Origin of the sequence: Cedecea sp. P7760 (assembly GCF_013386425.1) — a bacterium.
In the GTDB taxonomy this organism is placed as follows: Bacteria; Pseudomonadota; Gammaproteobacteria; order Enterobacterales; family Enterobacteriaceae; genus Cedecea; species Cedecea selenatireducens.
In genome coordinates, this window is record NZ_JACARU010000037.1 from 1 (window position 1) to 22459 (window position 22459).

A 22459-nucleotide genomic window follows, 5' to 3' on the forward strand; every position below is an offset into this window, starting at 1 on the left:
GTTCCGGCTTAAATCGTCTCCTTAAATGAGAATTTTTTTTATTTATTCTTAACCCTTGCTAAATCACTTCGGACGTGAGAGATTAGCACCCGGTTTGGAACACAGACCTTATGAAAGCAGTTTTAGTAAAGCAGTCCTCAGTTCAAGCGCTATCTTAGATATCCCTTCTTCTCGAGTCTCCTCCTAAGTGCCCGAATAAGTCCAACTCTGCTGAACAGACCATGTTCGCCGCGTTTAGTGGCTCAAGAAAACGAAAAGGTAATATCTATGTCTAACAAAATGACTGGTTTGGTAAAATGGTTCAACGCTGAGAAAGGTTTCGGCTTCATCTCTCCTACCGATGGCAGCAAAGATGTATTCGTACACTTCTCTGCAATCCAGAGCGATAACTTCAAAACCCTCGACGAAGGTCAGAAAGTTGAGTTCTCTATCGAGAACGGCGCTAAAGGCCCAGCTGCTGCTAACGTTGTTGCGCTGTAATTCAGCCTGACGTTTCAGAAGTGAAAAAAACCCGCTACGGCGGGTTTTTTTGTGCCTGCAGTTTAGAGATGTCCTATAGCTTTTGCCCATACCCTCGCAATGCTGTGTGTTAAATTGTGATTTTGGTTAACCAATTGTCGCATGTAGATTGACACACCACTCAAATTGGCTGAACTTAGATGCCATCGGGCGCATAAATAACGGCGCTTAATCAAAAATATTTATTGGTCAACCAATTTGAGCTGTAAGGGGATATCATGAAGCAAACCTGGCGCTGGTATGGTCCAAACGATCCGGTCACTCTGGCCGATGCCCGGCAGGCGGGGGCGACGGGCATCGTCACCGCGCTGCACCACATTCCCAACGGTGAAGTCTGGCCTGTCGAAGAGATACAGAAACGTAAAGCCGTGGTGGAGGCTGCCGGGCTGGTCTGGTCGGTGGTGGAAAGCGTACCTATCCATGAAGAGATCAAAACCCACCGTGGGCAATATGATTTATGGATAGAGAATTACCGCCAAAGCCTGCGCAATCTGGCTGAATGCGGCATCTACACCGTGTGTTACAACTTTATGCCGGTGCTGGACTGGACGCGAACCGACCTTGAATACCCGCTACCGGATGGTTCTAAAGCGCTGCGCTTTGACCAAATCGAGTTCGCCGCTTTTGAGCTGCATATTCTGAAGCGCAAAGGGGCAGAGGCCGATTACAGCGCGGAAGAAATCGAGCAGGCAAACCGTCGCTTCGCGGAAATGCGTGATGACGAGAAGGCGCGGCTGACCCGCAACATCATCGCTGGCCTGCCCGGGGCGGAAGAAGGCTACACGCTCGACCAGTTCCGCGCCCAACTGGACACCTACAAAGACATCGACAAAGCGAAGCTGCGCGAAAACTTTGCGTACTTCCTTGAGGCCATCATCCCTGTCGCCGAGCAGATGGGCATTAAAATGGCGGTGCACCCGGACGATCCTCCGCGCCCAATCCTTGGCCTGCCGCGCATTGTTTCTACCGTGGAGGATATGCAGTGGATGGTGGATGCGGTCAACAGCCCGGCAAACGGCTTTACGATGTGCACCGGCTCCTACGGCGTGCGGGAAGATAACGATCTGGTCGGGATGATTAAACGCTTTGGGCCTCGAATCTACTTCACGCACCTGCGCTCGACGCTGCGGGAAGATAATCCGAAGACGTTCCATGAAGCCGCGCACCTCTACGGCGATGTGGATATGTATGAAGTGGTGAAAGCGATCGTCGAGGAAGAGCAGCGTCGCGAGGCGAACGGGCAGCGCGAGCTGATTCCTATGCGCCCGGATCACGGCCATCAAATGCTGGATGACCTGAATAAAAAGGTGAATCCAGGCTATTCCGCGATTGGTCGCCTGAAAGGGCTGGCGGAAGTGCGCGGCGTTGAGATGGCGATTCAGCGCGCGTTCTTTGGTAAATAGCACTCGCCGGGCCAGGGAATGGGTCAACCAGTTATGCTATAGTCCGGCTCATTCCCTACCTGCCGTGAGTAAAGATGAAACAGCAAATCCAGGACAAACCTTCCGCGCAGCCGCAGCGGCCTTATCAGGAAGTTGGCGTGATGCTGCGAGACATGATTGCGCGGCAGCAGTATGCCCTGGGGGACCGTCTTCCGCCGGAGCGTGAAATCGCGGCGTTGCTGGCGGTTAGCCGCACCGTAGTGCGCGAAGCGCTGATCATGCTGGAGATTGAAGGGTTGGTGGAAGTGCGTCGCGGCGCTGGCATATTTGTCGTTGCTATGCCCCATCAGACGGTTAACGCGCCGGTGAGCCAGTGCAACGATGCCGGGCCGTTCGAGCTACTGCAGGCGCGCCAGCTGCTGGAAAGCAATATCGCCGAGTTCGCCGCTCAGCAGGCGACCAGGGAAGATATCCTGAAAATGCGCCAGGCATTGCAGATACAAGAGCAGGAGCTGGTTTCCGGCGGGAACGAAAGCGGCGACAGGCAGTTCCACCTTGCCGTGGCCGAGGCCACCCACAACAGCATGCTGGTGGAATTGTTCAAACAATCCTGGCAGTGGCGTGAAAATAACCCGATGTGGATCCAGCTGCACAGCCATCTGGAGAACAACCACTATCGGCAGGAGTGGCTTGCCGACCATAAACAAATCCTTGCGGCGCTGATCAAGAAAGACGCCAAAGCCGCGAAACACGCGATGTGGCAGCATCTGGAAAACGTCAAAAACCGGCTGCTGGAGCTGTCCGATATCGACGATATTAATTTTGACGGCTACCTTTTCGAATCCTGGCCGCTGAACGAGCCTGGGCGTTAACCCCGCCAGCTTCACACGAGCCGCTGTTGCAGCAGCTCCCCGCTTTGCTGTAAATCCTGCTGTGGATTACGGCCTGTGAGCACATATTCATACCCTTTGTTTCGCCACCAGACCAGATTGAGCCCACGGCGGACTTCGTGCTTCAGCGCTGTACTGTCGCTCGTTTTGCTGCGGGAAATACACAGCGCCATCGGCCCGAAGCTGGCGTGCAGATAAGCCATCTGCGCGATGGAGGTGCTGTCGTAGCGCAGCATTCTCACGCTTTTTAGCTCTGCTTCAGGGATCTCAACGGCCGCCTGAGTGAGCGTCAGGCCGATATCCTGCTGCATACGGTTCAGGCCGCTTTGCAGACCCTGGGGCGTGACGTTGATGTCGGCCAGCGTTTCGGCGCTGTAGAGCGACATGTACTGCGCAATGAGGTCGCGAATTTCCGGCTCGCCGCTGAGCTTTTGTTCACCAGGGCGAATAAAGCGCCCGGCCAGCACGCCGACGGCGAGAAAACTCAGCGAAGCGGCTATCAGGCTGCGGCGGCTGACGCCTTTCGCCTGCGGCTTCACGTTCACCGGCTGATGAAGCAGGACATTCAACTTTTGCTCCATGCGGCTGACCGGCGCTTCCTCCAGCAGAGGCGCAAAAGCCTGTTCCCAGGGCTGGTTACTTTGCATTAGTCGTTCAACGCGAGCGGCCAGATCGGCATCGTCATTAAGCTGTTGGTCAAAGGCGCGGCGTTCGTCATCGCGCATCTCACCGTCCAGCCAGGCCACGATAGCCTCATCGCTCCACGGAGCGGAGAAGGATTGACGCGTCATTTGAGCTCCTTCTTCATCGTCGGCATCAGGTGTTTGGCGAGCGTCAGGCGTGCGGCGGCCAGGCGGCTCATCACGGTGCCAATGGGAATGGCCAGCGTGTCGGCCGCTTCCTGATAGGTGAAACCTTCGACATAAACCAAAAACACGGTGTTGCGCTGCGCTTCGGGAAGCTCGCTGACCTGCAGCAGCAGCGCGTGGTACTGATGTTTGTCTTCGGTGCTTTCGCTGTCCGCAAGCTGGCTCAGTTCGTCGCTGTCGACAAAGCCCTGGCCCTGGCGAACACGCAGGGCGCGAATTTCATTGATCCAGATAGAGTACAAAATCGCAAACAGCCAGCGGTCGATGCGGGTGCCGGACTGAAATTGACTGCAGCGCTCCAGAGCGCGCACGCAGGTGGACTGAACCAAATCTTCAGCCACATCGCGATTGCGGGACAGCACCATACCGTAGCGCCAGAGGCGGGCAAGGTGCTGTCCCAGCTGTAAACGAACTTCGTTGACGGTGATTTTTACGTCCTCAAACTTAGGACTCCGGGTGCCCGTCAATGGCGGCTTTCAAATCGCGATACTCCTCGCAGCCGGTTCCGCAGAGCGTTTTAATGGTGGCCAGTTGGGCCTTCGCCAGGTCCGGGCGCCCTTTAATCATCCAGGCTTCGCCGAGGTACTCACGCACTTTGGCGTAGTGCGGATCCAGGGCGATAGAACGCTGATAATAGCCGATCCCTTCGTCGGTGCGCCCCAGTTTTCTTGTGGCGTAGCCGCGGTAGTTCCAGGCTTCACGCGTGTTGGGCTGCTGCAGGGTATCCAGCAGGTTTAACGCATCCTGATAACGGCCAGATTTTGCCAGATGATAAGCGTACTGCGTCTTATCGCCTTCGCTTAACATACTGCTCTTTTCCACGGTACAAGTTTTGGTTTTGCTGTCATACACCTGGCCTTTCGGGCAGTCCGGCGTTTTGGAATCATCGTCGCCCATGGCGCTGGCGGCGGCGGAGTAGAAAAGCCCGCTGGCAATCAGGCACAGCAAAGGCAGCAGTTTACGGCTTGAAGGCATGTTCATGGTGTCGTCCTGTAGGTTAACGAGAGTTGCCTTTGCAGGCGGGAAGCATGCGGCGCAGCGTGCCGTCACGCAAAACATAGTGGTGGAGCAGGGCGGCGGCGGCGTGCGCACCCGCCAGCAGGATCAGCGCCCAGGCCACGTTGTTGTGCAGCATTGCCAGGGTATGGCGCAGCGTCGGATCGACGTTAAACACGTCCGGGACTTCAAAGAGGTTGAAGAACCAGAAAGGCTCGCCCTGCGCCCAGCGGAACAGGAAGCCAAGCATGGCCTGCGTCAGCAGCAGGATGTAGAGCACGCCGTGCGTGGCGTGGGCGGCGATGCGAAACGCACCCGGCATCGGCACTTTTTCCAGCTTTCTGGAGGGGGAGAAAGCGGCGCTGATGCGCCAGACCAGCCGGACTAAAATCACCGCACCAAGCAGGATGCCAAATGAAATGTGTAGCGATTGCAGACCTTTGCGCAGCGGCGTGCCTCGCTCAAGGACTTCCCATATATGCGCGCTGGCGAACAGGAATATCACGCAGAAAGCGGTGACCCAGTGCAGGGCCATGCTAAAGGCGTCGTAGCGCTTGCGGGGCAGCCGGGTTTCGGTGGGCAGGTAGCTCATGATTGTCTCTTCTTCAGGGTCTTGTAAGGAGTAAACAATCGGGGCGGGGATTTTATTCGGCGAGGATGAAAAAAAGTCAGGCCCCCGAAAGAGGCCTGACTTGATAAGGGCTGGAGGGCAGCTTACAGCGCTTTTTCCCACACGGACTGAGGCAGCAGATACACCGCTTTTTCAGCGTGCTGGCCGTCGGTCACAATATGTTTGATGCCGCTCGCCATCACGGCCAGCGTCACGTCGAAGGCGTTCAGGCTGTCACCGAAGCCGGCGGTCAGGTTGAGCATTGAACCGTTCGCCATCAGGTAAAGCGTCTTGCCGTTCAGCTGGTAGGCGTTGATAAACGGCATCACTTCTTCGGTCGGGTATTGCTGCAGGTAGCCGCAGTCGATCTCTTCCGCAACATGGCCGACGTTTAGCACGAACACGCCGTCTTTGGCGTTATCCAGTACCGCTGCGCTGACGACTTTTTTCGCGCCGGTTGCGGTGGCGACCACGTCGGTGGTGGCAATCACGTCATGAATATCAACCACGTGCCAGCCGTCGTAGGCGGCCTGCAGGCGGCGAGCCGGGTCTAATTCGGCAACCATTACCTGGCCTCCGTAGGCTTTGGCGGCGGCGGCAACGCCCTGGCCCACCAGGCCATAGCCAATCACCAGCACTTTCTTTTCGTGCAGGGTAAGGTGAGTGGTCTGGAAGAAGGTCTGCCACGCGGTGAGGCCGACCATATGGCGGTTGTGAAGCCCTTCTTTTACCGGAAGATCGTCCCAGTTAAAAATCGGGTAGCCGGGGCGAAGATCGGCGAGGCGGTTGACGCCGGAGCCGGTGGCTTCCAGGCAGGCGACCACGTCGCCAAACTCGCCGCGTTGATGCAGCAGCGTGGTGATGTCCGCGCCCATTTCGCACAGGTGGGTTGGGCGCCAGGCTATCGCTTTTTCCCACGAGTTGCGCCAGTCGGCGTCGCTCATATTGCGCCATGCGCAGGCTTCCGCTCCGGCGGCGACCAGGTAAGCGACAACGTCATCCTGCACGGTGGTTGGGTTGCAGGTGGTGAGGAAGACCTGGGCATTTTTATTCAGCAGGCCTTCAACCAGCGGGATCATTTTCAGGTCGAGATGCATGTTGCAGGCGATACGGACGTGGCTTAAGTCTGGCAGCGACTGAACCTGCTTAAGGGTACGAACCATGTGACGGGTAGACCACGCAATCTCTTTGTTAAACATCTCGCTCTGGGTACTCACGGCTTTTCCTTATTAATTGTTTTTAATGATTTTTATAGAATATATCATCGTGTTAAGGGGCATCAGAATAGCAAAATGGCGGGCGGTTGTTAACCGATGAAGCTGGCGGGGCAAGTGTGATTTCTGCTTACCAATGTTTTGTTTTTTCCCTCGATTTCTACTCTATAGTAGAAGCTTCATCCCCTGATAAAAACGAGAAAAACATGATCAAAAAAGCGCTTGTTGTGTTGCTGAGCAGTGCCTTATTGACCCCGATGATAGCGAAGGCCGACAGCACCATAGTGTTCCTGCGCCACGGCGAGAAACCGGCTAACAATAGCGGACAGCTGACCTGCAAAGGGTTGAACCGCGCATTACAGCTGCCTTCGGTTCTGTTAAGCCAGTACGGCAAGCCGGATGCTATTTACGCCTCCGCGCCGAAAGAGAACAAAACCGGCAGCTCGCTGCGCCCGTTAACCACCATCACGCCGACCGCCATCCGAGTTTCTCAGGCTATCGACCTGCACTACCACGCCGGGCAGACGGACGAACTGGCGGATGATTTATTGAAAACCCAAAGCAGCGGTCGCCTGACTTTTGTCTCCTGGGAGCACAAAAACCTGGTGGTGGCGGCGCAAAAGCTGGTGAAGGAAACCGGCGGCGATCCTGCCGTGGTGCCGAAGTGGCCGGGCAGCGATTTTGATTCGCTATACATCATCAAACTGGACGATCAAAAGCGATTTAAATCTTTCACCCACGGCGCGGAAGGGCTGAACAACGTGCCGGACAGCTGCGCGGGCGCAAGCTGAATAAAAAAGAAAACCCGTCTTGGCAGACGGGTTTTTTATGCGTTTAGCGCAAGTGGATTACCACCACACTTCGGCCTGAACGCCTGCCATAAACTCGTTTTTGCTGTTCTCGTTAAAGCGGAAGTCAGACAGCTCGTTATCCAGGATATTCAGGTATGTGCCGTAGAAACGAATCTCAGGACGCGAGCCGAGCAGGCTTGGGCCAACCTTCAGAGCATGATAGAGCGTGGTTTTGTAGCCAGACTCTTTCAGGTTCACGCCCTGCTCGGTTTTGTTTTTCTGGGTAAACCAGCTCAGCTCCAGGCCGGTCTGGTTCCAGGTATCCCAAATCCACGCCGGGCGAATAACGGCTCGAATGCTGCTGAAGTCGCTGTGGGCGCCGCTCTCATAGCTGTAGACATCGCTACCCTGGGAGTAAACCAGCGCGTTCGCCATGATGATTCTGTCCGCGAGGTACATTTCACCCTGGGAAATCAGACGCCACGCCACGCCGTCAGTCTGGTCGCCATAGTAATAACGGCCCGGTGCCATTGAGTTGCTGGCCCCCGAGAAGTTCGCGAAGCTGCTGGCATAAGAGTTATTGGCCACCTGCAGGGTGAACTCGTTGAAGGTGTCACGCGGCAGATCCTGACGCACAATGGCCGTCGCCATCCAGGTATCCTTCAGCTTAAAGAAGGAGCCGTTATTTTCGTTGTCTTTCTGGTCGTCGGTTTTATTGGCAAAGGCGTATTTGCCCATCAGCGACAGCGAGCCTTTTTCCCACAGCGGAATGTTGCGGTAGCGCAGGTCAACCGAGTTGGTGTTCATCTGCGTGGTGTGGCTGAAGTCGCGGGAATAAACGTCGACGTCATTACGGCTGAGAGAGGCGTCAAGCTGGCCCACGCCAAGGTTCCAGTTCTGGATCCCCACGGCGGCGGCCACCTGGGTCGTTAATGACTTCCAGTCGAGCATCTGGATTTCGTATTCTGGCAGCTTGTGTTTACCCACCCAGAAGTCAGCTTCCGGCGCAAACGGCAGGAAACCTCTGGTAGTCAGGAAAATATCGCTGAACTGCATGATATTTTCGTTGCCGTTGTTATCGCCAAACCAGGCGTCGTTATACTGCTCGCCGACGTTACCATCGTAGGTCACGATGGCGTTGGCAGTTTTGCCGTCCTGGTTGTAGACGCGTTGGTTCAGCGTTAAGTCGAACCAGCCGCTCATCTCGTTCCCAAAACGCCCGAGTGACCCGGCGGCGTAGGTTTGCGCTGACCCGTGGTTTGCCGCCGCCCAGCCGGAGCGGAAGTAGCCTTCGTAGCTAAAGCCAATATCGTCCTTAATGTATTTGCTGATGTCTTTCAGGGTGACGTTTTGTACGCTGGTTTTGCCACCTTCATTATTTACAACGGCCACTTTCTGAGTGCCTTTAACCGGCGTTGGCGGCGATTTGGTGTCGAGATGATTATTTTCATTCTCGATGTTGTCGGCTACCGGAGAATAGACCGTCGGGTTAACCTGCGCCGTCGTGGACTGAACGTTGTTGCCGGTTGGCTGCAGTTGAGCGACCTTATCTTTATATACGGCTAACTCTTTCTGCGTTTTATTTAATTCTGATTTGTTTTCTGATAATTGTCTTTCAAGCAATTCCAGACGCTGCTCAACCGTTAATTTTGCCGCCATTACGCTGGTTGAGGATAACGCCAGAAGGATGGATGAAGACAATAAGCTAACCTTCAATAAACTTGAATTCATAGAATGTCCCAGAAGTATAATTATTATTTGCCTCCGGCTTGAATAGCCGGAGGCGGGTGAAAATTAAATTGCTATCATCGGTTTATTTATTACTGCGCCGCCTGCGCTGCATTTACCTTATTGGCGGCAATGACGAACGGTAAATAAATTAGCGTGGAGATGGCCAGGCATAGCAGCCCGACAATCAGCGCCATCCAGTTCCCCCCGGTGCCGAAGAAGGCAATGAGCGGCCCCGGCGTCGTCCACGGTACGGCGTAGGCAATCGGCGGAATAATCTCCAGCGTGACAAAGGTGTAGCCCACCAGAGAGTTCACGAAAGGCACCATAATGAATGGAATGATCAGAATCGGGTTCAGGACGATCGGCAGGCCAAAAATCACCGGTTCGTTGATGTTAAACAGGCCGGGCACGAAGGCCATTTTTGCCAGGTCGCGGTAGTCGGCGCGGCGGGAGGCGATAAAAATGGCCAGCAGCAGGCCAAGCGTCATCCCCGAGCCGCCGTAGTTGGCGAAGGCGTCGTTGATGCTCCCCCAGGTGATAGGGTATGGCGCGCCCCACGTTGAACCGTTGGAAGCGGCGAACGAGAGGTTTTCGAGGTTAGCTTCGGAGAAAATAGTCTCGCGAATAGCCGCCGTGGTGTTCGGCCCGTGAATACCCAGCACCCACAGGAAGTTGGTGACCAGGCCAAGCACCAGCACCGCGACGATATTGGTGCCCATGTTTTTCAGCGGCGCCTGAATCAGGGTATAAATCAGCTCGTTCAGGCCGTTAGGGGAGATTTTCGTCAGGCAGTAGTTCAGCACCGAGAAGAAAATCATCACGAAGAAGATAGGAATCAGTACTTTAAAGGAGCGGGCTACCGCCGGCGGTACGGCGTCCGGCATGGTGATGGTAATTTTCGGGTTGCGCGCCAGGCGGCAGAAAATTTCCCCGGTAATCAGGGCCACAATCACCGCCACAAACAGTCCCTGAGGCCCCAGGTACTGGGTCGTCAGATACGACTGCCCACCCATCATTTGATACGGGGTATAGACCACAAAGAACGCGCCGATGGCGGTCAGGCCGCACAGCAGGTCATCCTGTTGATAGCTGATGGCGATATTACGGGCGACCAGGAAGGCTATCATGATCGACATAATATTCACCGACCCGTTCATCACCGGGGAGAATATATTTTGAGCTTCGGCTAAATTAGGAAACAGAGTTCCAAGATGAAGCAGTGAGGCAATAAAACCATCCGGAGAAAGAATGGCAAAGTTAATCAGCACGATCAGCGAACTGGCCATGACGATCGGGAACGACAAAATAAAAGCATCACGGATGGCCGAGACGTGTATCTGAGAGTTTAATTTAATCGCAATAGGAACAAGAAGTTTTTCCATACCGCGTTCAAAGGCATTCATTATACTCATGATGCGCCCTTTATAATTAGAGAGATATTGACTGGTGATTTAAATTTATCGATAAAAAACCTTCCTCTAACCAGGAGGCGTGACGATAAACCTAATCAATTAATCAGCGAGTTATTATTTCGACCAGAAAGAATTAATGGCCGCCAAGCAGAGTTAACGCAGTATCCAGAACGGACTTTCCGTCCATTTGCCCATAATGCTTCATATCAATTACCGACACAGGAATTTTTCCCTGAGCAATTTCCTCGATTTCACTTTTTTGGAAACGAACCTGAGGGCCCAGCAGGACCACATCCGCTTCATTTTTCTTTATTCTTTCTTTCGCTTCAGCAATCGCCAGTGCGTTAATATTGACCGAAATATTTCCCGCTGCAGCGTGATCCTGCATTCTTTTAACCAGCATGCTGGTGGACATCCCTGCCGCGCAAACCAATAATATGTTCTTCATTTTTACCCTTAACTATTTTGTCGATAATCAGTCAGCGGCTAACTTAATGAATATCAATTTATTCATCTGCCATTTCGATCACAGTTAGTGACTACCGAGTGGTGCAAAAAACAGAATGAAAATGAACCTGTGTTGAACTTTCGGCATTAATGAGATAGTAATTGATTGTTTTTAAATGAATTAAGGAGGTTCAAAAGTGGTTTATAAAGATGTTGTTAACTTACTAAAAAGCCGAATCAGTAGCCCAACCTGCAATATCGGCGACAGCCTCCCGTCCGAAAAAGAGCTGGCTGAATTCTACAACGTGTCGCGCAATACGCTGCGCAAAGCCCTAAGGGTGCTGGAAGATGAATCTCTGATCGAGCGCAGGCACGGCTCCGGTACCTACGTGAGAAACAAGCACTTTCAGGCCTCGGTTACTCACCTGGATAGCTTTACGGAAATTGCTAAAAGTGAAGGTAAAAAACCCTCCAGCCAGGTGCTGAGATTTGAGCTACAGCAAGCCTCCGAGGAGATAGCCAGCCGCCTGCAGCTGGCCATCGGCGAGCCGGTGTATTACGCCAAAAGGCTGCGCCATATCGACAATGTCCCGATGCAGGTGGAGGAAACCTGGCTGTCGGTGAACCGTTTTCCAGATCTGACGGTTAATCACATGAAACGATCGAAATTTTCCTACATCGAGGATGAGTGTGGCGTAGAAATTCATGGCTGCTATGAGTCATTCCAGCCGCTGCTGCCGCCGGCCGACATTGCTAAATTACTGCATATCAGCGTGCGCGATCCGATTATTCGTATGGAAACTCAGTCGGTTGACGAGACTCACAGTCCTATTGATTACTCTATCCTCTACACCAACGTGTTTGAATTTCAGGTGAAGTATTATCTACCGCGTAAGGCGGGTCACAGTTCTGCGCAAAAAAGAGGTTCATTAATCATCTGATAAATAAACCTGTTCCCCGAGTACTGTTAAAAATGCGGTTAACTCTATGTAAATAATGCATTTAAACAGGTCCAAAAGTTGTTCAATTCGTGTTTTCTCCCTGCTTGCCTGACAGGCTTTCGATTGATTAAGCTTTGAATCATTGTCGGCAAGAAATACGCCATCGCGAGAATAGCTGGGAGAAAGTAACGTATGAATATCGCCGCATTTGATATCGGTGGTACCGCCTTAAAAATGGGGATCGTCAGCTCACAGGGCGAGATCCTGGCCAAGGGCAAAGAGACGATTAACGACAGCGACGGCGAGCAAATCTTACAGGCTATTCTGGCGTGGATTACCGCTCACCCCGGCTGCGAAGGCGTGGCGATCAGCGCGCCTGGCTATGTGAACCCGCATACCGGATTTATCGAAATGGGCGGCGCCATCCGCCGGTTTGACAATTTCGCCATCAAAGAGTGGCTGGAAGAACGTACGCAGCTGCCCGTCGCCATCGAAAACGACGCCAACTGCGTACTGCTGGCCGAACGCTGGCAGGGCAAAGCGGCAGAGATGAGCAATTTTCTTGTGCTCACCATTGGCACCGGCATCGGCGGCGCAATTTTCTGTAATAACCAACTGGTACACGGCGCACGCTTCCGGGCGGGAGAGTTTGGCTACATGCTGACCGAGCGCCCAGGCCCGCGCGATGTTCGCCGCTACACCATGAACGATACCTGCACGCTGAGAACCTTACGCAAAGACTACGCTGAGTACGTCGGCAAGCCGCTTGAAGAAGTCAGTGGAGAAGAGATTTTCGACCGCTTTGATGCGGGCGACGTGGCCTGCCAGCGCATGGTGACTGCGTTCTTCAACGATCTCGGCACCGGCCTTTATAACCTCGTCAATCTATTCGACCCGGAAAAAATCCTGCTCGGCGGCGGCATTGTGGAACGCCCAGGCTTCCTCGAACTACTGCGCGAACACCTGGCCTGGTTCACCATCGACGACTATATCGACACCGTCAGCCACGGCAACGATGCCGGGCTCATTGGCGCGGTCTACCATTTTAATCAGCACTATCGGTCGCAGCATGCGATCTCTAATTAAGGGAGAGAATATGTCTGGATTTAAAGAAGGTTTTCTGTGGGGCGGCGCGGTTGCGGCGCATCAATTGGAAGGCGGCTGGAAGGAAGGCGGCAAAGGCATTAGCGTTGCCGATGTGATGACGGCCGGCGCCCACGGCGTCCCGCGTGAAATTACCGACGGCGTGCTGCAGGGTAAAAATTACCCCAACCATGAAGCGATCGATTTCTACCACCGCTATAAAGAAGACATCCAGCTGTTTGCCGAGATGGGCTTCAAATGCTTCCGCACCTCCATCGCCTGGACGCGTATTTTCCCGCTGGGTGACGAGCTGGAGCCGAACGAAGCTGGCCTGCAGTTCTACGACGACCTGTTCGACGAGTGCCTGAAGCACGGCATCGAGCCGGTGATTACGCTGTCGCACTTCGAAATGCCTTACCACCTGGTGACCGAGTACGGCGGCTGGCGCAACCGTAAGCTGATTGATTTCTTCCTGCGCTTCTCAAAAGTGGTCTTCACCCGCTACCAGCATAAGGTGAAGTACTGGATGACCTTTAACGAGATCAACAACCAGGCGAACTACCACGAAGACTTCGCGCCGTTCACCAACTCGGGCCTCAAGTATCAGCCGGGCGAAGACCGTGAGCCGGTGATGTACCAGGCGTCTCACTATGAGCTGGTTGCCAGCGCCCTGGCGGTTCGCGCCGCTCGTGAAATCAACCCAGCGCTGCAGGTCGGCTGCATGATTGCCATGTGCCCAATCTACCCGCTGACCTGTGCGCCGGGCGACATGATGATGGCGATGAACGCGATGCACCGCCGCTACTGGTTCACCGACGTGCACGTGCGCGGCAAGTATCCGCAGCACCTGCTGAACTACTTCGAGCGCCGTGGTTTTGAGCTGGATATCACCGACGAAGATCTGGCCGCGCTTGCCGAAGGCTGCGTCGATTACATCGGCTTCAGCTACTACATGTCGTTTGCCACCAAAGCCAGCGCCGATAACCCGCAGTTTGACTACGACGAATCGAAGAGCCTGGTCTCTAACCCGTACGTGCAGAAGTCCGACTGGGGCTGGCAGATTGATCCGGTGGGCCTGCGTTACTCCCTGAACTGGTTCTGGGACCACTATCAGCTGCCGCTGTTCATCGTGGAAAACGGCTTCGGCGCGATTGACGTTGCGCAGGATGACGGATTTGTTGATGACCAGTACCGCATCGACTATTTGTCTGCTCACGTCGCGGAAATGAAAAAAGCGGTGGTTGAAGACGGCGTTGACCTGATGGGCTACACCCCGTGGGGCTGTATCGACCTGGTGTCCGCCGGAACGGGCGAGATGAAAAAACGCTACGGCTTTATCTATGTTGATAAAGACAACGAAGGCCGCGGTAGCCTGAGCCGCAGCCGCAAGAAGTCCTTCAAATGGTATAAGGACGTGATTGAGAGCAACGGCGAAAAGCTCTGATAATACTCGTGGTTAACTGAATGAACGCTGGCTTAAAAACCAGCGTTTTTTTATTTCAGCTTCGCCAGCAACTCGCCGGAGTTGACCACAAAACCGAAGCACTGCTGTACGTTATATAAGGTGGCATCCACGCAATATTCTGGCGACGTGGTGGCACTGCAATCCTCCAGCAGCAGGCAGTCATAGCCGTGGAAGTTGGCGTCCTGCAGCGTGCACAGCACGCACTGATCAACGTTCACGCCCGCAAACAGCAGCGTGGTTACGCCCAAATTTCTCAGCACGCTGTCCAGCACGGTGTCCTGAAAGCCGGACATTCGGTATTTATCGATGCGAATATCGCTTGGGACGGGAGCAAGTTCCTCCACGATATCTGCCGCCCAGCTTCCCGCCTGAAGTACAGGCGCGCCGGACTCCGGCAGCGGGTCGCCCAGGCCCGTTTGGGTGCCGTCCGGGTTATAAACATGCAGCAGCGCGGGGCTAAGGTTGAGCCTGTCCGGGCGGTTGCCCCAGTTAAGCCAAATCACCGGCACATCGGCCGCACGTGCCGACGGCAGCAGCTTACGCAGCGGATCAATTGGTGCGCGGGCGGGCGTGACGTCCACGCCAATATGCGCCAGCCAGCCTCCCGGATGGCAAAAGTCATTTTGCATATCAATGACGATCAGTGCGCTATGTTCCAGATCGAGCGTGATCTCGCGCCCACGGCTTTCCAGAGATACCGGCCGTGAAGGGCGGCCCGCACGAACCATGTTCACGCTTTGCGGGGTCACCAGCCACTGATTGTGCGGGGCGCTGCCGAGGGGATAACCAGCCATTACTCTGCTTCTCCTTGCAGCACCAGGAGATCTTCTTCGTCCAGCGAGACCGGGCTTCCGCGGCGGATCAATTCGGCGAAGCCTTCGTTTGGCGTCATTACCGTTAATGTATACAGCTTGCCCTTGCCGGTATTGCGGATGGCGTGTTCATTGCCCGGATGCAGCAGCAGGGCATCGCCTTTGCGAATTGCCGTCTCCTCATCGTTACAGCGCGCGATACCTTCCCCCGCGAGGACATAGAAAAATTCATGCGCTTCGGCATGCACATTAGGAGGTGTGGCGCCGCCGGGGGTAAATATTTCAACCACGAACACGTTTTCGATGTCGTCCTGCTGCTTGTCGAACAGCACGGCAAAGTAGTTGCTGTCCGTTGGGCTGATGCGAAAAGCCTGGGCGCTGGACACGTCGGTAAGGCGGAAATGTTTCATCGATTATGACTCCTTGCGATAAGGCTGCGTCAGGGCGCGGGGCTGGAGGGTTCGCCCCACCACGCCGGACATCGCCAGAATAGTTAACAGGTACGGCAGCGCCAGCAGAACCTGCGGCGGCAGCGAGCTTTCGAAGACTTGTAAAGAGAGCTGCAGCGCGTCGGCGGCGCCGAAAATAAAGGCGGCCAGCAGGGCTTTTAGCGGGCTCCAGCGGCCAAAAATCACGATAGCTAAAGCAATAAACCCCTGGCCGCTGACGACGTTATCGCGGAACAGGCCGATTTGCGCGGTGACCAGATAGCCGCCGGCAAGGCCAGCCCCGAGGCAGGAAAACAGCACGCCCCAGGTGCGAAGTTTCAGCACGTTAAGCCCGGCGGCATGGGCGGCTTTAGGATTTTCCCCCACGGCACGCAGCGCCAGGCCAAAGCGGGTATGGAACAGGCCAAAGTGAGCGATAAACACCAGAGCCAGGGTGAGATAGAGTGGCCAGGGCTGGGTAAAAAGCACCGGGCCGATGAAGGGCAAGGATGACAGCAGCGGTACGGGCCAGGCGGCAAACATAGGAATTGTTGCCGCCGTCCCGGTACTGCCTATTGCCAGGGAATAAATCCATGAGGCCAGGCCCGCCGCAAGAATGTTAAAGACAATGCCGACCACAATCTGGCTGGCGTGGGCGCGTAAATAAAGCGCGGCCAGCAACACGCCAACGAGCAGCCCGCCTGCGCCGCCGGCAAAAAAGCCAAGCAGCGTCGAGCCGGTATACGCCGCCGCAAGATAGCTGCTGAGCGCGCCCAGCAAAATGGTGCCTTCCAGGCCAATATTCAGCACGCCCGCGCGTTCGGCGTAGATCTCACCGAGCGCAGCCAGCAATACCGGGCCAGCAAGACGGATGGCCGCAGCCAGCCAGCCAATGAAAAAGGCGGCATCCAGATGGGTCATTGCGCTCATGATTTTTTCTCCACTAAAGCATCCTGCACGACTGTCCGGGCTGGCAGGCGCAGGCGGTAATAACGCAGCACGTCTCCTGCCAGAATCATCATGACCACCAGGCTTTGTAATATCAGCACCACCGAAGTTGGCAGGCCGGTTTCACGCTGCATGGCACCGCCGCCAACCTGCAGCCCGCCGTACATAATCGCGGTAGGGATCACCAGCAGCGGGTTCAGCCGCGCCAGCAGCGCCACGACCACGCCGATAAAGCCGACGCCGCCGGAAAGTCCGTCCATCAGGCGGTGCTGAACGCCGAGCACGGCACACAGCCCGGCGAGAGCCGCAAAGCCGCCGCCCAGGTAAACCGCGCTCATTTGGCGGCGGGCAACATCGACTCCGCCATAGCGTGCTGCTTTCGGATTCAGCCCCGCCAGGTTGATTTCGTAGCCTGCAGGCGTGCTGCGTATCAGCCAGCAGGTGAACAGCGTGGCGATGAGCGCGAGAGCGATACCCCAGTGCGTTTTTATGCCGCTGAGAACTATCGGCAGCCAGGTTTCCTGCGGCAGGCGGGGCGTTTGCGGCAGATCTCCCGGCGCACGCATCGGCCCAGAAACCAGGTACTGAACTAAAAAGATGGCGACATAATTCGCCATCAGAGAAATCAGGACGTCGTTGCCGCCAAAGCGCACGCGCAGGGCACCCACCCAGCCAGCCCAGAGCGCGCCGGCGATAAACGTCACTAGCAGCACTATCGGCCAGTAAAGCTCGGCCGGCAGCTTCCACGGCAGGCCCTGCGGCGTGCCGGAAAGTGCTATCCAGCTTGCCGCCGTCGCGCCAACCAGGAAGCAGCCTTCAAAGCCGATGTAGCCCAGTCCCGCGCGCCAGATGACCAGCGTTGCCAGCGCGATAAGCATCAGCGGCGTGGCCTGCACCAGGCTAAGGCCAAACCCGCGAGCGGAGCCAAAAGCCTCGCTGAACAGGAAGCCATAAGCGGTTAAAGGGTTCGCGCCGAAGGGTAAAAACAGCAGCCCACCGACGATAAATGCGGCGAGAATGCCGCCGAAGCTGGTCAACGCCAACGCTGAGGGCGACTGTGCCGGGGAGAGGCGTCGTTCAAGCCACTTTGTCATGCTGCTGTTCCGCGTGAGTCGGGCTGCCACCGGCCATCAGTTCAGAAAGGAGGGTCGGCGTGGCGTGTGCCGTCTCCAGCTCGCCCGCGATCTGGCCGTTGTACATCACGGCAATGCGGTCCGAGAGGTTGATAATTTCTTCGAGTTCGGCGGAGATAAGCACGATGGCGCAGCCGCTGTCTCGTGCCGCCAGCAGGCCCGCCCAAACGGCCTCAACCGCGCCCACGTCCAGCCCGCGAGTGGGTTGCTCAACGATCAGTAATTTCGGGTTCTGCGCGACTTCGCGCCCGAGGATCAGTTTTTGCAGATTGCCGCCTGAAAGCTTGCCGGCTTCGAACTGAGCGTCCGGGGCACGAACGTCAAAACGCGCCATGATTTCTTTGGCATGGCGGGCTATTTTCAGGCGATCTAGCAGCCAGCCTTTGGCTTTGGTGAAACTGCGCTGGGAGCCGAGCATGGCGTTTTCTTCCAGCGAAAGGGTGACGAATGAGCCGACTTCCCGGCGGTCTGCGGGAATAAAACCGATGCCTTTCTGGCGACGCTGAGCGGGCGTAGCATCCGAAATATCTTCCCCTTCCAGCAGAATACGGCCGGCTTCTATCGGCATCAGGTTGAGCAGGGCGCTTGCCAGCTCCGACTGGCCGTTACCTTCCACGCCGGCGATGCCAAGGATCTCGCCCGCTGCGACCTTAAGCGAAGCACGCCAAATTTTTTGCTGGCCGGTTTCGTCGCGCAGGGCAATGCTGTCCACGTGCAGCACGTTGCGGCCAGGCCTGCACGGCGTTTTCTCGACCCGCAGCACAACATCACGGCCAACCATGCGGCGAGCCAGATCGGTTTCGGAGGTGTCAGACACCGCCACGGTTTCCACCATTTTTCCGGCCCGCATGACGGACACCCGGCGAGCAATCGCCATGATTTCATAAAGCTTATGGGTGACGATCACCACGGAGCGTCCTTCGGCGCAGAGCGACTTCAGCGTGGCAAACAGGCCTTCTTTCTCTTTCGGCGTGAGCACCGCCGTGGGCTCATCCAGGATCAGAACCTGCGCGTCACGGTAGAGCAGCTTGAGGATCTCAACCCGCTGCTGAACGCCAACGGAAAGGTGCTGTACTCGCGCCCAGGGATCGATGGCCAGGCCATGTTTGTCCGACAGCGCCTTCAGCCGGGCGGCCGCGGCCTTCAGGTTAAGCACGCCGCTGGCATTCTCTTTCAGGCCGAGCACCACGTTTTCGACGACCGTCATCGGCTGCACCAGCATAAATTCCTGATGAACCATGCCGATTCCGCAGGCGATGGCGTCGCTCGGGTCGCGAAACTTCACGCTTTTACCCGCTACCACAATATCGCCTTCATCGGCCTGATAAAGGCCGTAGAGAATTTGCATCAGGGTACTTTTTCCTGCGCCGTTTTCACCCAGCAGAGCATGGATCTCACCGGCTTCAATGGTCATCGAGACGTTGTCGTTGGCGGTGACGCGGGCAAATCTTTTGGTGATGCGATTCAACGCTACACGCGGCAAAGGCGCAGCTATGCTCATCTGTTAACTCCCGGTCAGGCGGTGGCGGATAACGCGCCGGTATCAAGTTGCTGCCAGATTTTCTGGAAGGCTTGCCAGGCGCTGTCGCTCACTAAGCTGGCGTTGTGGGATGTGCTGCCGTAGATAACCGACCAGGCTTTGGCGACGCTCGGCGACCACTCTTCGCCGCCCTTAAAGGCGTGACCTGCCGCCGCGCTGCCCACCTGCGCCACAACCCAGTCCAGGTTTTGCTTAAAGCTGCAGGCGATGTGGCTGGGGGAGACATCTTTCTGATCGGTGTAGCAGCCAATGGCTTTGATGTTCGCGGCAATCGCACCCTGAAGCGCCCCGAGGCCGGTGACGTCGGCGGCATGCCAGATAACGTCGGCGCCGTTGGTTATCATGGCCGTGGCGGCCTCACGCCCCTTCGTCGCGTTGCCGTAGTCGCCGGTGACGACGCCAAGGCCCTTAATGCCCGAGCGCGTTTTTTCCGCCCCGAGGATAAAGGCGCGCATCATGCCCTGCTGGGTCGGGTTATCGCCGCCGCCCACAAAGCCCACGGCTTTGCCTTTGTCGGAAATCAGTGCGGCCAGCGCGCCTGCGGCATACGCGGCCTGAATGTAGGCCAGATTGATGTATTCCACGTTTTTCGGTGCCGCTTCCGCAGGCTTAAACGTGGAGGCGAAAAAGTCGGTATCCGGGTAGTCCGGCGCGATTTCGGTGAACGCCGCGCCGTACTCAAAGCTGTGGCCGATAATCAGGTTGTAGCCATCGTCCGCGTAGCCGCGAATCGACTGTTCCATCTGTGCCTGCGGCACGCTTTCGCTCCAGGCCACCTTAATGCCGGATTTTTTCAGGCTTTGCAGGCCCTGATACGCCAGCGTATTCCAGCCGCCGTCGGAAATGGTCCCCGGCAGCAGCAGCGCCACCTTGAACTCTTTCGTTGCCGCCAGAGCAGAGCGTGACATTACGGGGGCAAGCGCGGGGAGTACCACGGCGCCTGCCAGCATTTTTGCGAAGTTTCTGCGGGTGATGCCTGCCATCTTTTCTCTCCCAGGATTGTGGATGGAGGATAATTGATGACTTCAGTTATGCCGCGCTTAGCGATATCTTAAAAGCACGTATTTTCGTACTGACCGATGCCTTTTAGGCAACGCAGGAGCCCCGATGCTGAAATATCGTTTACTGGTTTATCTTGATGAGGTGGCGCGCAGCGGTTCGATTCGTAAGGCTGCGGAACGCCTGCACATTTCCGCTTCGGCTATCAACCGCCAGCTGCTGGCGCTGGAGGAAGAGCTGGGCACGCCGCTGTTCCAGCGCCTGCCGCGTAAAATGATCCTTACCGCAGCCGGTGAAACGCTGATTCACCACGTGCGCCAGAGCTTTAAAGAGCTGGAATGGGCGCAGATTAAAATTGAGGAGCTAAAAGGACTGCGGCGTGGTGAAGTGACGGTGGCAATGATGAGCGGGCTGGCGGCTAACCTGATCCCGCGTGCGGCAGCCGATTTCCGCCGTGCCAACCCACGGGTAAAGCTGCATTTGCAGCAGATGACACGCGGCGAGGATATCACCAGCGCTGTGGCTTCCGGCGATGTGGATTTGGGGATTGGTTTTGATTTTGAAATGCGCTCAGCGCTGCGCAGCATTGCCAGCGTGACGGGCAGGCTGGGCGCGGTCGTTGCGCCGGGGCATCCGCTGGCAGATAAAAGCAGCCTGCGCCTGAGCGACTGTATGCCGCATCCCATGGTTATCGCCGATGATTCCACGGTAATTCGCCCCTACCTGAACGACGTATTTGCCCGTGCGATGGTGGCGCTGCAGCCGGTTATCGAAACTAACTCTATCGAGGTGATGCGCCAGTCGGCGATGATGGACCAGGCGCTGACGTTCCTGACGCCGTTTGATATCGAAACCGACCTGAGGAGCGGGCGGCTGGTTTATATTCCGGTGCGGGAGCTGGGCCAGCAAACGCAAACGCTGATGCTGATAGGCCACGATCGCGGCACCAGCGCCATCGGCAGCGTGTTGGCCGAAACGCTTAAAGGCATGATGCTGCAAATGGAGTAACGCCCGACAGGAAGCCGGGCGAAACATTCAACGGCTAAAGGCAGTGTGCGGGGTAAACATGCTGAGGTCGGCTTTACTGACCTCTTCTATGAGTTGAAGCAGGGCGCGGGCGGCGCGTTCGACCTCAATTTCACCTCTTTCGGCATCGGCGGCCGCAGCATTCCCCGTTGTGCCTGAAGGATGGAGATCCTGAGCCATCCAGCCAAAGCTGACGCCGCCTTCCGGCGTGAGTATGCCCCCTTTGGCTTCTATGGCTACCGAGGCTGAGACAAAATTATCCGCATGCTGCATGTGCACTAACTCCGGGTGGAGGTGCAGCATCACGCTGGTTTCTGATTCGCCGCCGTGAATGCCGTGCTGACGTTCCGCTTCGCTATAAAGATCGGAAGTATCAATGGTGCGGAACCAGCTGGCGCCAACGGCCAGCATATCCAGTTCCACGCGCAGCTTGCGACACACCATTTCCATCAGCTGCGGCTGCCCGCCGTGCGAGTTCCAGAACACTATCTTGCGGATACCTGCCCGCCAGGCGCTTTTGGCCACTTCAAACCACACCTGACCGAGCACTTCGTAAGGCAGCGTGAGCGTACCCGGATAGGCGAGATGTTCGTCAGACTTACCGATGGGCAAAGCGGGCATAAACAGCACGGGTAGATTACCGGGGCGGAGCTGTACCGCGCGCTCAATAATACCGGCGTTGATGGCGGCATCGACCCGCACCGGCAGATGGGGGCCATGCTGTTCCACTGCGCCAACGGGCAGCACCGCAACAATATTGTGCATCTCCAGCTCGCTGAATTCACGAGTGGAAAGATCCCACCACCAGGGGGAAGAGGGCTGTTTCATAGGGCGTCTCCTTTTCCCTCAACCTGGCATACCTGACGGCATCGTTAAAGCAGCAAAAATGGCGCATTGCGTTGCCTTTTTGAGAACGGACTCGTTGCTGAACGAATCAGGCGAATAACGTTTATCCCTGGCCATAAGCCAAATTCTGGTTATCACTGCCTGTATTTAGTTTATTTGGTTCTCAGTCATTCTTTTTTAGCTTAACGATAAGTGAGTTTATGCTCGAATTAAATTAATGGTGACGAAGAGAATCCCTTTTTAGGGCTGAATTATTTTCTTTATTTATATTTAATTTATTAACTAAATAAACTTGTGTTGTAAGCTGTTGACGAAATTCATCGCCTCTGATGTACTAATCCGACATTTATTTCTTAACCTCGCGATCTGTTACTCAG

The 22459-nt window shown here is 55.8% G+C and carries 23 protein-coding genes; 8 read left to right on the forward strand and 15 right to left on the reverse strand.

Annotated features, from left to right (window positions below):
• The first annotated feature begins 267 nt into the window (after nt 1–267).
• The 3 genes from cspA (at nt 268) to uxuR (ending at nt 2773) form a co-directional block, all read left to right on the forward strand.
• The gene (gene cspA, locus HX778_RS13815; RefSeq protein ID WP_038475948.1) at nt 268–480 is read left to right on the forward strand and encodes an RNA chaperone/antiterminator CspA; all 213 of its coding nucleotides are present in this window, start codon (nt 268–270) and stop codon (nt 478–480) included.
• A 257-nt stretch (nt 481–737) separates the two neighbouring features.
• Complete coding sequence (uxuA, locus tag HX778_RS13820) at nt 738–1922, forward strand: mannonate dehydratase (RefSeq protein WP_176982335.1); 1185 nt, start codon at nt 738–740, stop codon at nt 1920–1922.
• A 74-nt stretch (nt 1923–1996) separates the two neighbouring features.
• Nucleotides 1997–2773, forward strand: a complete 777-nt coding sequence (uxuR, locus tag HX778_RS13825) for a Uxu operon transcriptional regulator (RefSeq protein ID WP_038475942.1) — start codon at nt 1997–1999, stop codon at nt 2771–2773.
• An 11-nt stretch (nt 2774–2784) separates the two neighbouring features.
• Here uxuR and HX778_RS13830 read toward each other — a convergent pair whose 3' ends face one another.
• The 5 genes from HX778_RS13830 to HX778_RS13850 form a co-directional block, all read right to left on the reverse strand.
• Complete coding sequence (locus tag HX778_RS13830) at nt 2785–3582, reverse strand: anti-sigma factor (protein ID WP_176982336.1); 798 nt, start codon at nt 3580–3582, stop codon at nt 2785–2787.
• Nucleotides 3579–4127 carry an RNA polymerase sigma factor gene (locus HX778_RS13835; protein WP_176982337.1) on the reverse strand — a complete coding sequence of 183 codons (549 nt, stop codon included), beginning with the start codon at nt 4125–4127 and terminating at the stop codon, nt 3579–3581. Before HX778_RS13835 ends, HX778_RS13830 begins: the two co-directional genes overlap by 4 nt.
• Nucleotides 4105–4641, reverse strand: a complete 537-nt coding sequence (locus tag HX778_RS13840; RefSeq protein ID WP_176982338.1) for a M48 family metallopeptidase — start codon at nt 4639–4641, stop codon at nt 4105–4107. The genes HX778_RS13835 and HX778_RS13840 overlap by 23 nt, the downstream gene beginning before the upstream one ends.
• Before the next feature lie 16 nt (nt 4642–4657).
• Complete coding sequence (locus HX778_RS13845; protein WP_176982339.1) at nt 4658–5248, reverse strand: cytochrome b; 591 nt, start codon at nt 5246–5248, stop codon at nt 4658–4660.
• A gap of 122 nt (nt 5249–5370) precedes the next feature.
• A complete protein-coding gene (locus HX778_RS13850; protein ID WP_176982345.1) occupies nt 5371–6465 on the reverse strand; it encodes an adenosylhomocysteinase in 1095 nt (364 codons plus the stop codon).
• 221 nt (nt 6466–6686) lie between these two features.
• Here HX778_RS13850 and HX778_RS13855 point away from each other — a divergent pair, with 221 nt between their 5' ends.
• Entirely contained in the window at nt 6687–7271 is a 585-nt protein-coding gene (locus tag HX778_RS13855) for a histidine phosphatase family protein (protein WP_038482978.1), read from the forward strand.
• A 57-nt stretch (nt 7272–7328) separates the two neighbouring features.
• On the opposite strand, the gene HX778_RS13860 is transcribed toward HX778_RS13855, so the two are convergent.
• The 3 genes from HX778_RS13860 to HX778_RS13870 form a co-directional block, all read right to left on the reverse strand.
• Entirely contained in the window at nt 7329–9002 is a 1674-nt protein-coding gene (locus tag HX778_RS13860) for a carbohydrate porin (RefSeq protein WP_038475932.1), read from the reverse strand.
• A gap of 89 nt (nt 9003–9091) precedes the next feature.
• Complete coding sequence (locus HX778_RS13865) at nt 9092–10414, reverse strand: PTS sugar transporter subunit IIC (RefSeq protein ID WP_038475930.1); 1323 nt, start codon at nt 10412–10414, stop codon at nt 9092–9094.
• A gap of 133 nt (nt 10415–10547) precedes the next feature.
• Nucleotides 10548–10862, reverse strand: a complete 315-nt coding sequence (locus HX778_RS13870; RefSeq protein ID WP_038475928.1) for a PTS sugar transporter subunit IIB — start codon at nt 10860–10862, stop codon at nt 10548–10550.
• Between the two features lie 196 nt (nt 10863–11058).
• Here HX778_RS13870 and HX778_RS13875 point away from each other — a divergent pair, with 196 nt between their 5' ends.
• The 3 genes from HX778_RS13875 to HX778_RS13885 all read left to right on the forward strand — a co-directional run bounded on the left by HX778_RS13875 (nt 11059) and on the right by HX778_RS13885 (nt 14329).
• Nucleotides 11059–11802, forward strand: a complete 744-nt coding sequence (locus tag HX778_RS13875) for a GntR family transcriptional regulator (RefSeq protein WP_052048991.1) — start codon at nt 11059–11061, stop codon at nt 11800–11802.
• 192 nt (nt 11803–11994) lie between these two features.
• Complete coding sequence (bglK, locus tag HX778_RS13880; RefSeq protein ID WP_176982340.1) at nt 11995–12888, forward strand: beta-glucoside kinase BglK; 894 nt, start codon at nt 11995–11997, stop codon at nt 12886–12888.
• Nucleotides 12889–12898: 10 nt separating this feature from the next.
• Nucleotides 12899–14329 carry a 6-phospho-beta-glucosidase gene (locus HX778_RS13885; RefSeq protein WP_038475924.1) on the forward strand — a complete coding sequence of 477 codons (1431 nt, stop codon included), beginning with the start codon at nt 12899–12901 and terminating at the stop codon, nt 14327–14329.
• A gap of 50 nt (nt 14330–14379) precedes the next feature.
• Here HX778_RS13885 and HX778_RS13890 read toward each other — a convergent pair whose 3' ends face one another.
• The 6 genes from HX778_RS13890 to HX778_RS13915 are packed head-to-tail and all read right to left on the reverse strand — an operon-like array spanning nt 14380 to nt 20194.
• On the reverse strand, nt 14380–15144 hold the full coding sequence (locus tag HX778_RS13890; protein WP_176982341.1) for a cysteine hydrolase family protein: 765 nt from the start codon (nt 15142–15144) through the stop codon (nt 14380–14382).
• A complete protein-coding gene (locus HX778_RS13895; protein ID WP_038475918.1) occupies nt 15144–15572 on the reverse strand; it encodes a cupin domain-containing protein in 429 nt (142 codons plus the stop codon). The genes HX778_RS13890 and HX778_RS13895 overlap by 1 nt, the downstream gene beginning before the upstream one ends.
• A gap of 3 nt (nt 15573–15575) precedes the next feature.
• Nucleotides 15576–16520: an ABC transporter permease gene (locus HX778_RS13900; RefSeq protein WP_052048990.1), complete on the reverse strand. Its 945-nt coding sequence runs from the start codon at nt 16518–16520 to the stop codon at nt 15576–15578.
• The gene (locus HX778_RS13905) at nt 16517–17632 is read right to left on the reverse strand and encodes an ABC transporter permease (protein WP_038475915.1); all 1116 of its coding nucleotides are present in this window, start codon (nt 17630–17632) and stop codon (nt 16517–16519) included. The genes HX778_RS13900 and HX778_RS13905 overlap by 4 nt, the downstream gene beginning before the upstream one ends.
• Nucleotides 17616–19172 (reverse strand): ABC transporter ATP-binding protein, encoded by a 1557-nt coding sequence (locus tag HX778_RS13910; RefSeq protein WP_176982342.1) that lies wholly within the window; start codon nt 19170–19172, stop codon nt 17616–17618. Before HX778_RS13910 ends, HX778_RS13905 begins: the two co-directional genes overlap by 17 nt.
• Before the next feature lie 14 nt (nt 19173–19186).
• Nucleotides 19187–20194, reverse strand: a complete 1008-nt coding sequence (locus tag HX778_RS13915; protein ID WP_255483402.1) for a BMP family protein — start codon at nt 20192–20194, stop codon at nt 19187–19189.
• Nucleotides 20195–20318: 124 nt separating this feature from the next.
• Between HX778_RS13915 and HX778_RS13920 the strand changes: the two genes are divergently transcribed.
• Nucleotides 20319–21218, forward strand: a complete 900-nt coding sequence (locus HX778_RS13920; RefSeq protein WP_154187050.1) for a LysR family transcriptional regulator — start codon at nt 20319–20321, stop codon at nt 21216–21218.
• Nucleotides 21219–21245: 27 nt separating this feature from the next.
• On the opposite strand, the gene HX778_RS13925 is transcribed toward HX778_RS13920, so the two are convergent.
• Entirely contained in the window at nt 21246–22064 is an 819-nt protein-coding gene (locus HX778_RS13925) for a creatininase family protein (RefSeq protein WP_038475903.1), read from the reverse strand.
• Nucleotides 22065–22459: the final 395 nt, after the last annotated feature.

Excerpts from the sequence above, each read along its gene's own strand:
- cspA (WP_038475948.1), top strand. The coding sequence starts at position 268 with ATGTCTAACAAAATGACTGGTTTGGTAAAATGGTTCAACGCTGAGAAA.
- uxuA (WP_176982335.1), top strand. The coding sequence starts at position 738 with ATGAAGCAAACCTGGCGCTGGTATGGTCCAAACGATCCGGTCACTCTG.
- uxuR (WP_038475942.1), top strand. The coding sequence starts at position 1,997 with ATGAAACAGCAAATCCAGGACAAACCTTCCGCGCAGCCGCAGCGGCCT.
- HX778_RS13830 (WP_176982336.1), bottom strand. The coding sequence starts at position 3,582 with ATGACGCGTCAATCCTTCTCCGCTCCGTGGAGCGATGAGGCTATCGTG.
- HX778_RS13840 (WP_176982338.1), bottom strand. The coding sequence starts at position 4,641 with ATGAACATGCCTTCAAGCCGTAAACTGCTGCCTTTGCTGTGCCTGATT.
- HX778_RS13845 (WP_176982339.1), bottom strand. The coding sequence starts at position 5,248 with ATGAGCTACCTGCCCACCGAAACCCGGCTGCCCCGCAAGCGCTACGAC.
- HX778_RS13850 (WP_176982345.1), bottom strand. The coding sequence starts at position 6,465 with ATGTTTAACAAAGAGATTGCGTGGTCTACCCGTCACATGGTTCGTACC.
- HX778_RS13855 (WP_038482978.1), top strand. The coding sequence starts at position 6,687 with ATGATCAAAAAAGCGCTTGTTGTGTTGCTGAGCAGTGCCTTATTGACC.
- HX778_RS13860 (WP_038475932.1), bottom strand. The coding sequence starts at position 9,002 with ATGAATTCAAGTTTATTGAAGGTTAGCTTATTGTCTTCATCCATCCTT.
- HX778_RS13865 (WP_038475930.1), bottom strand. The coding sequence starts at position 10,414 with ATGAGTATAATGAATGCCTTTGAACGCGGTATGGAAAAACTTCTTGTT.
- HX778_RS13870 (WP_038475928.1), bottom strand. The coding sequence starts at position 10,862 with ATGAAGAACATATTATTGGTTTGCGCGGCAGGGATGTCCACCAGCATG.
- bglK (WP_176982340.1), top strand. The coding sequence starts at position 11,995 with ATGAATATCGCCGCATTTGATATCGGTGGTACCGCCTTAAAAATGGGG.
- HX778_RS13885 (WP_038475924.1), top strand. The coding sequence starts at position 12,899 with ATGTCTGGATTTAAAGAAGGTTTTCTGTGGGGCGGCGCGGTTGCGGCG.
- HX778_RS13890 (WP_176982341.1), bottom strand. The coding sequence starts at position 15,144 with ATGGCTGGTTATCCCCTCGGCAGCGCCCCGCACAATCAGTGGCTGGTG.
- HX778_RS13895 (WP_038475918.1), bottom strand. The coding sequence starts at position 15,572 with ATGAAACATTTCCGCCTTACCGACGTGTCCAGCGCCCAGGCTTTTCGC.
- HX778_RS13900 (WP_052048990.1), bottom strand. The coding sequence starts at position 16,520 with ATGAGCGCAATGACCCATCTGGATGCCGCCTTTTTCATTGGCTGGCTG.
- HX778_RS13905 (WP_038475915.1), bottom strand. The coding sequence starts at position 17,632 with ATGACAAAGTGGCTTGAACGACGCCTCTCCCCGGCACAGTCGCCCTCA.
- HX778_RS13910 (WP_176982342.1), bottom strand. The coding sequence starts at position 19,172 with ATGAGCATAGCTGCGCCTTTGCCGCGTGTAGCGTTGAATCGCATCACC.
- HX778_RS13915 (WP_255483402.1), bottom strand. The coding sequence starts at position 20,194 with ATGGCAGGCATCACCCGCAGAAACTTCGCAAAAATGCTGGCAGGCGCC.
- HX778_RS13920 (WP_154187050.1), top strand. The coding sequence starts at position 20,319 with ATGCTGAAATATCGTTTACTGGTTTATCTTGATGAGGTGGCGCGCAGC.
- HX778_RS13925 (WP_038475903.1), bottom strand. The coding sequence starts at position 22,064 with ATGAAACAGCCCTCTTCCCCCTGGTGGTGGGATCTTTCCACTCGTGAA.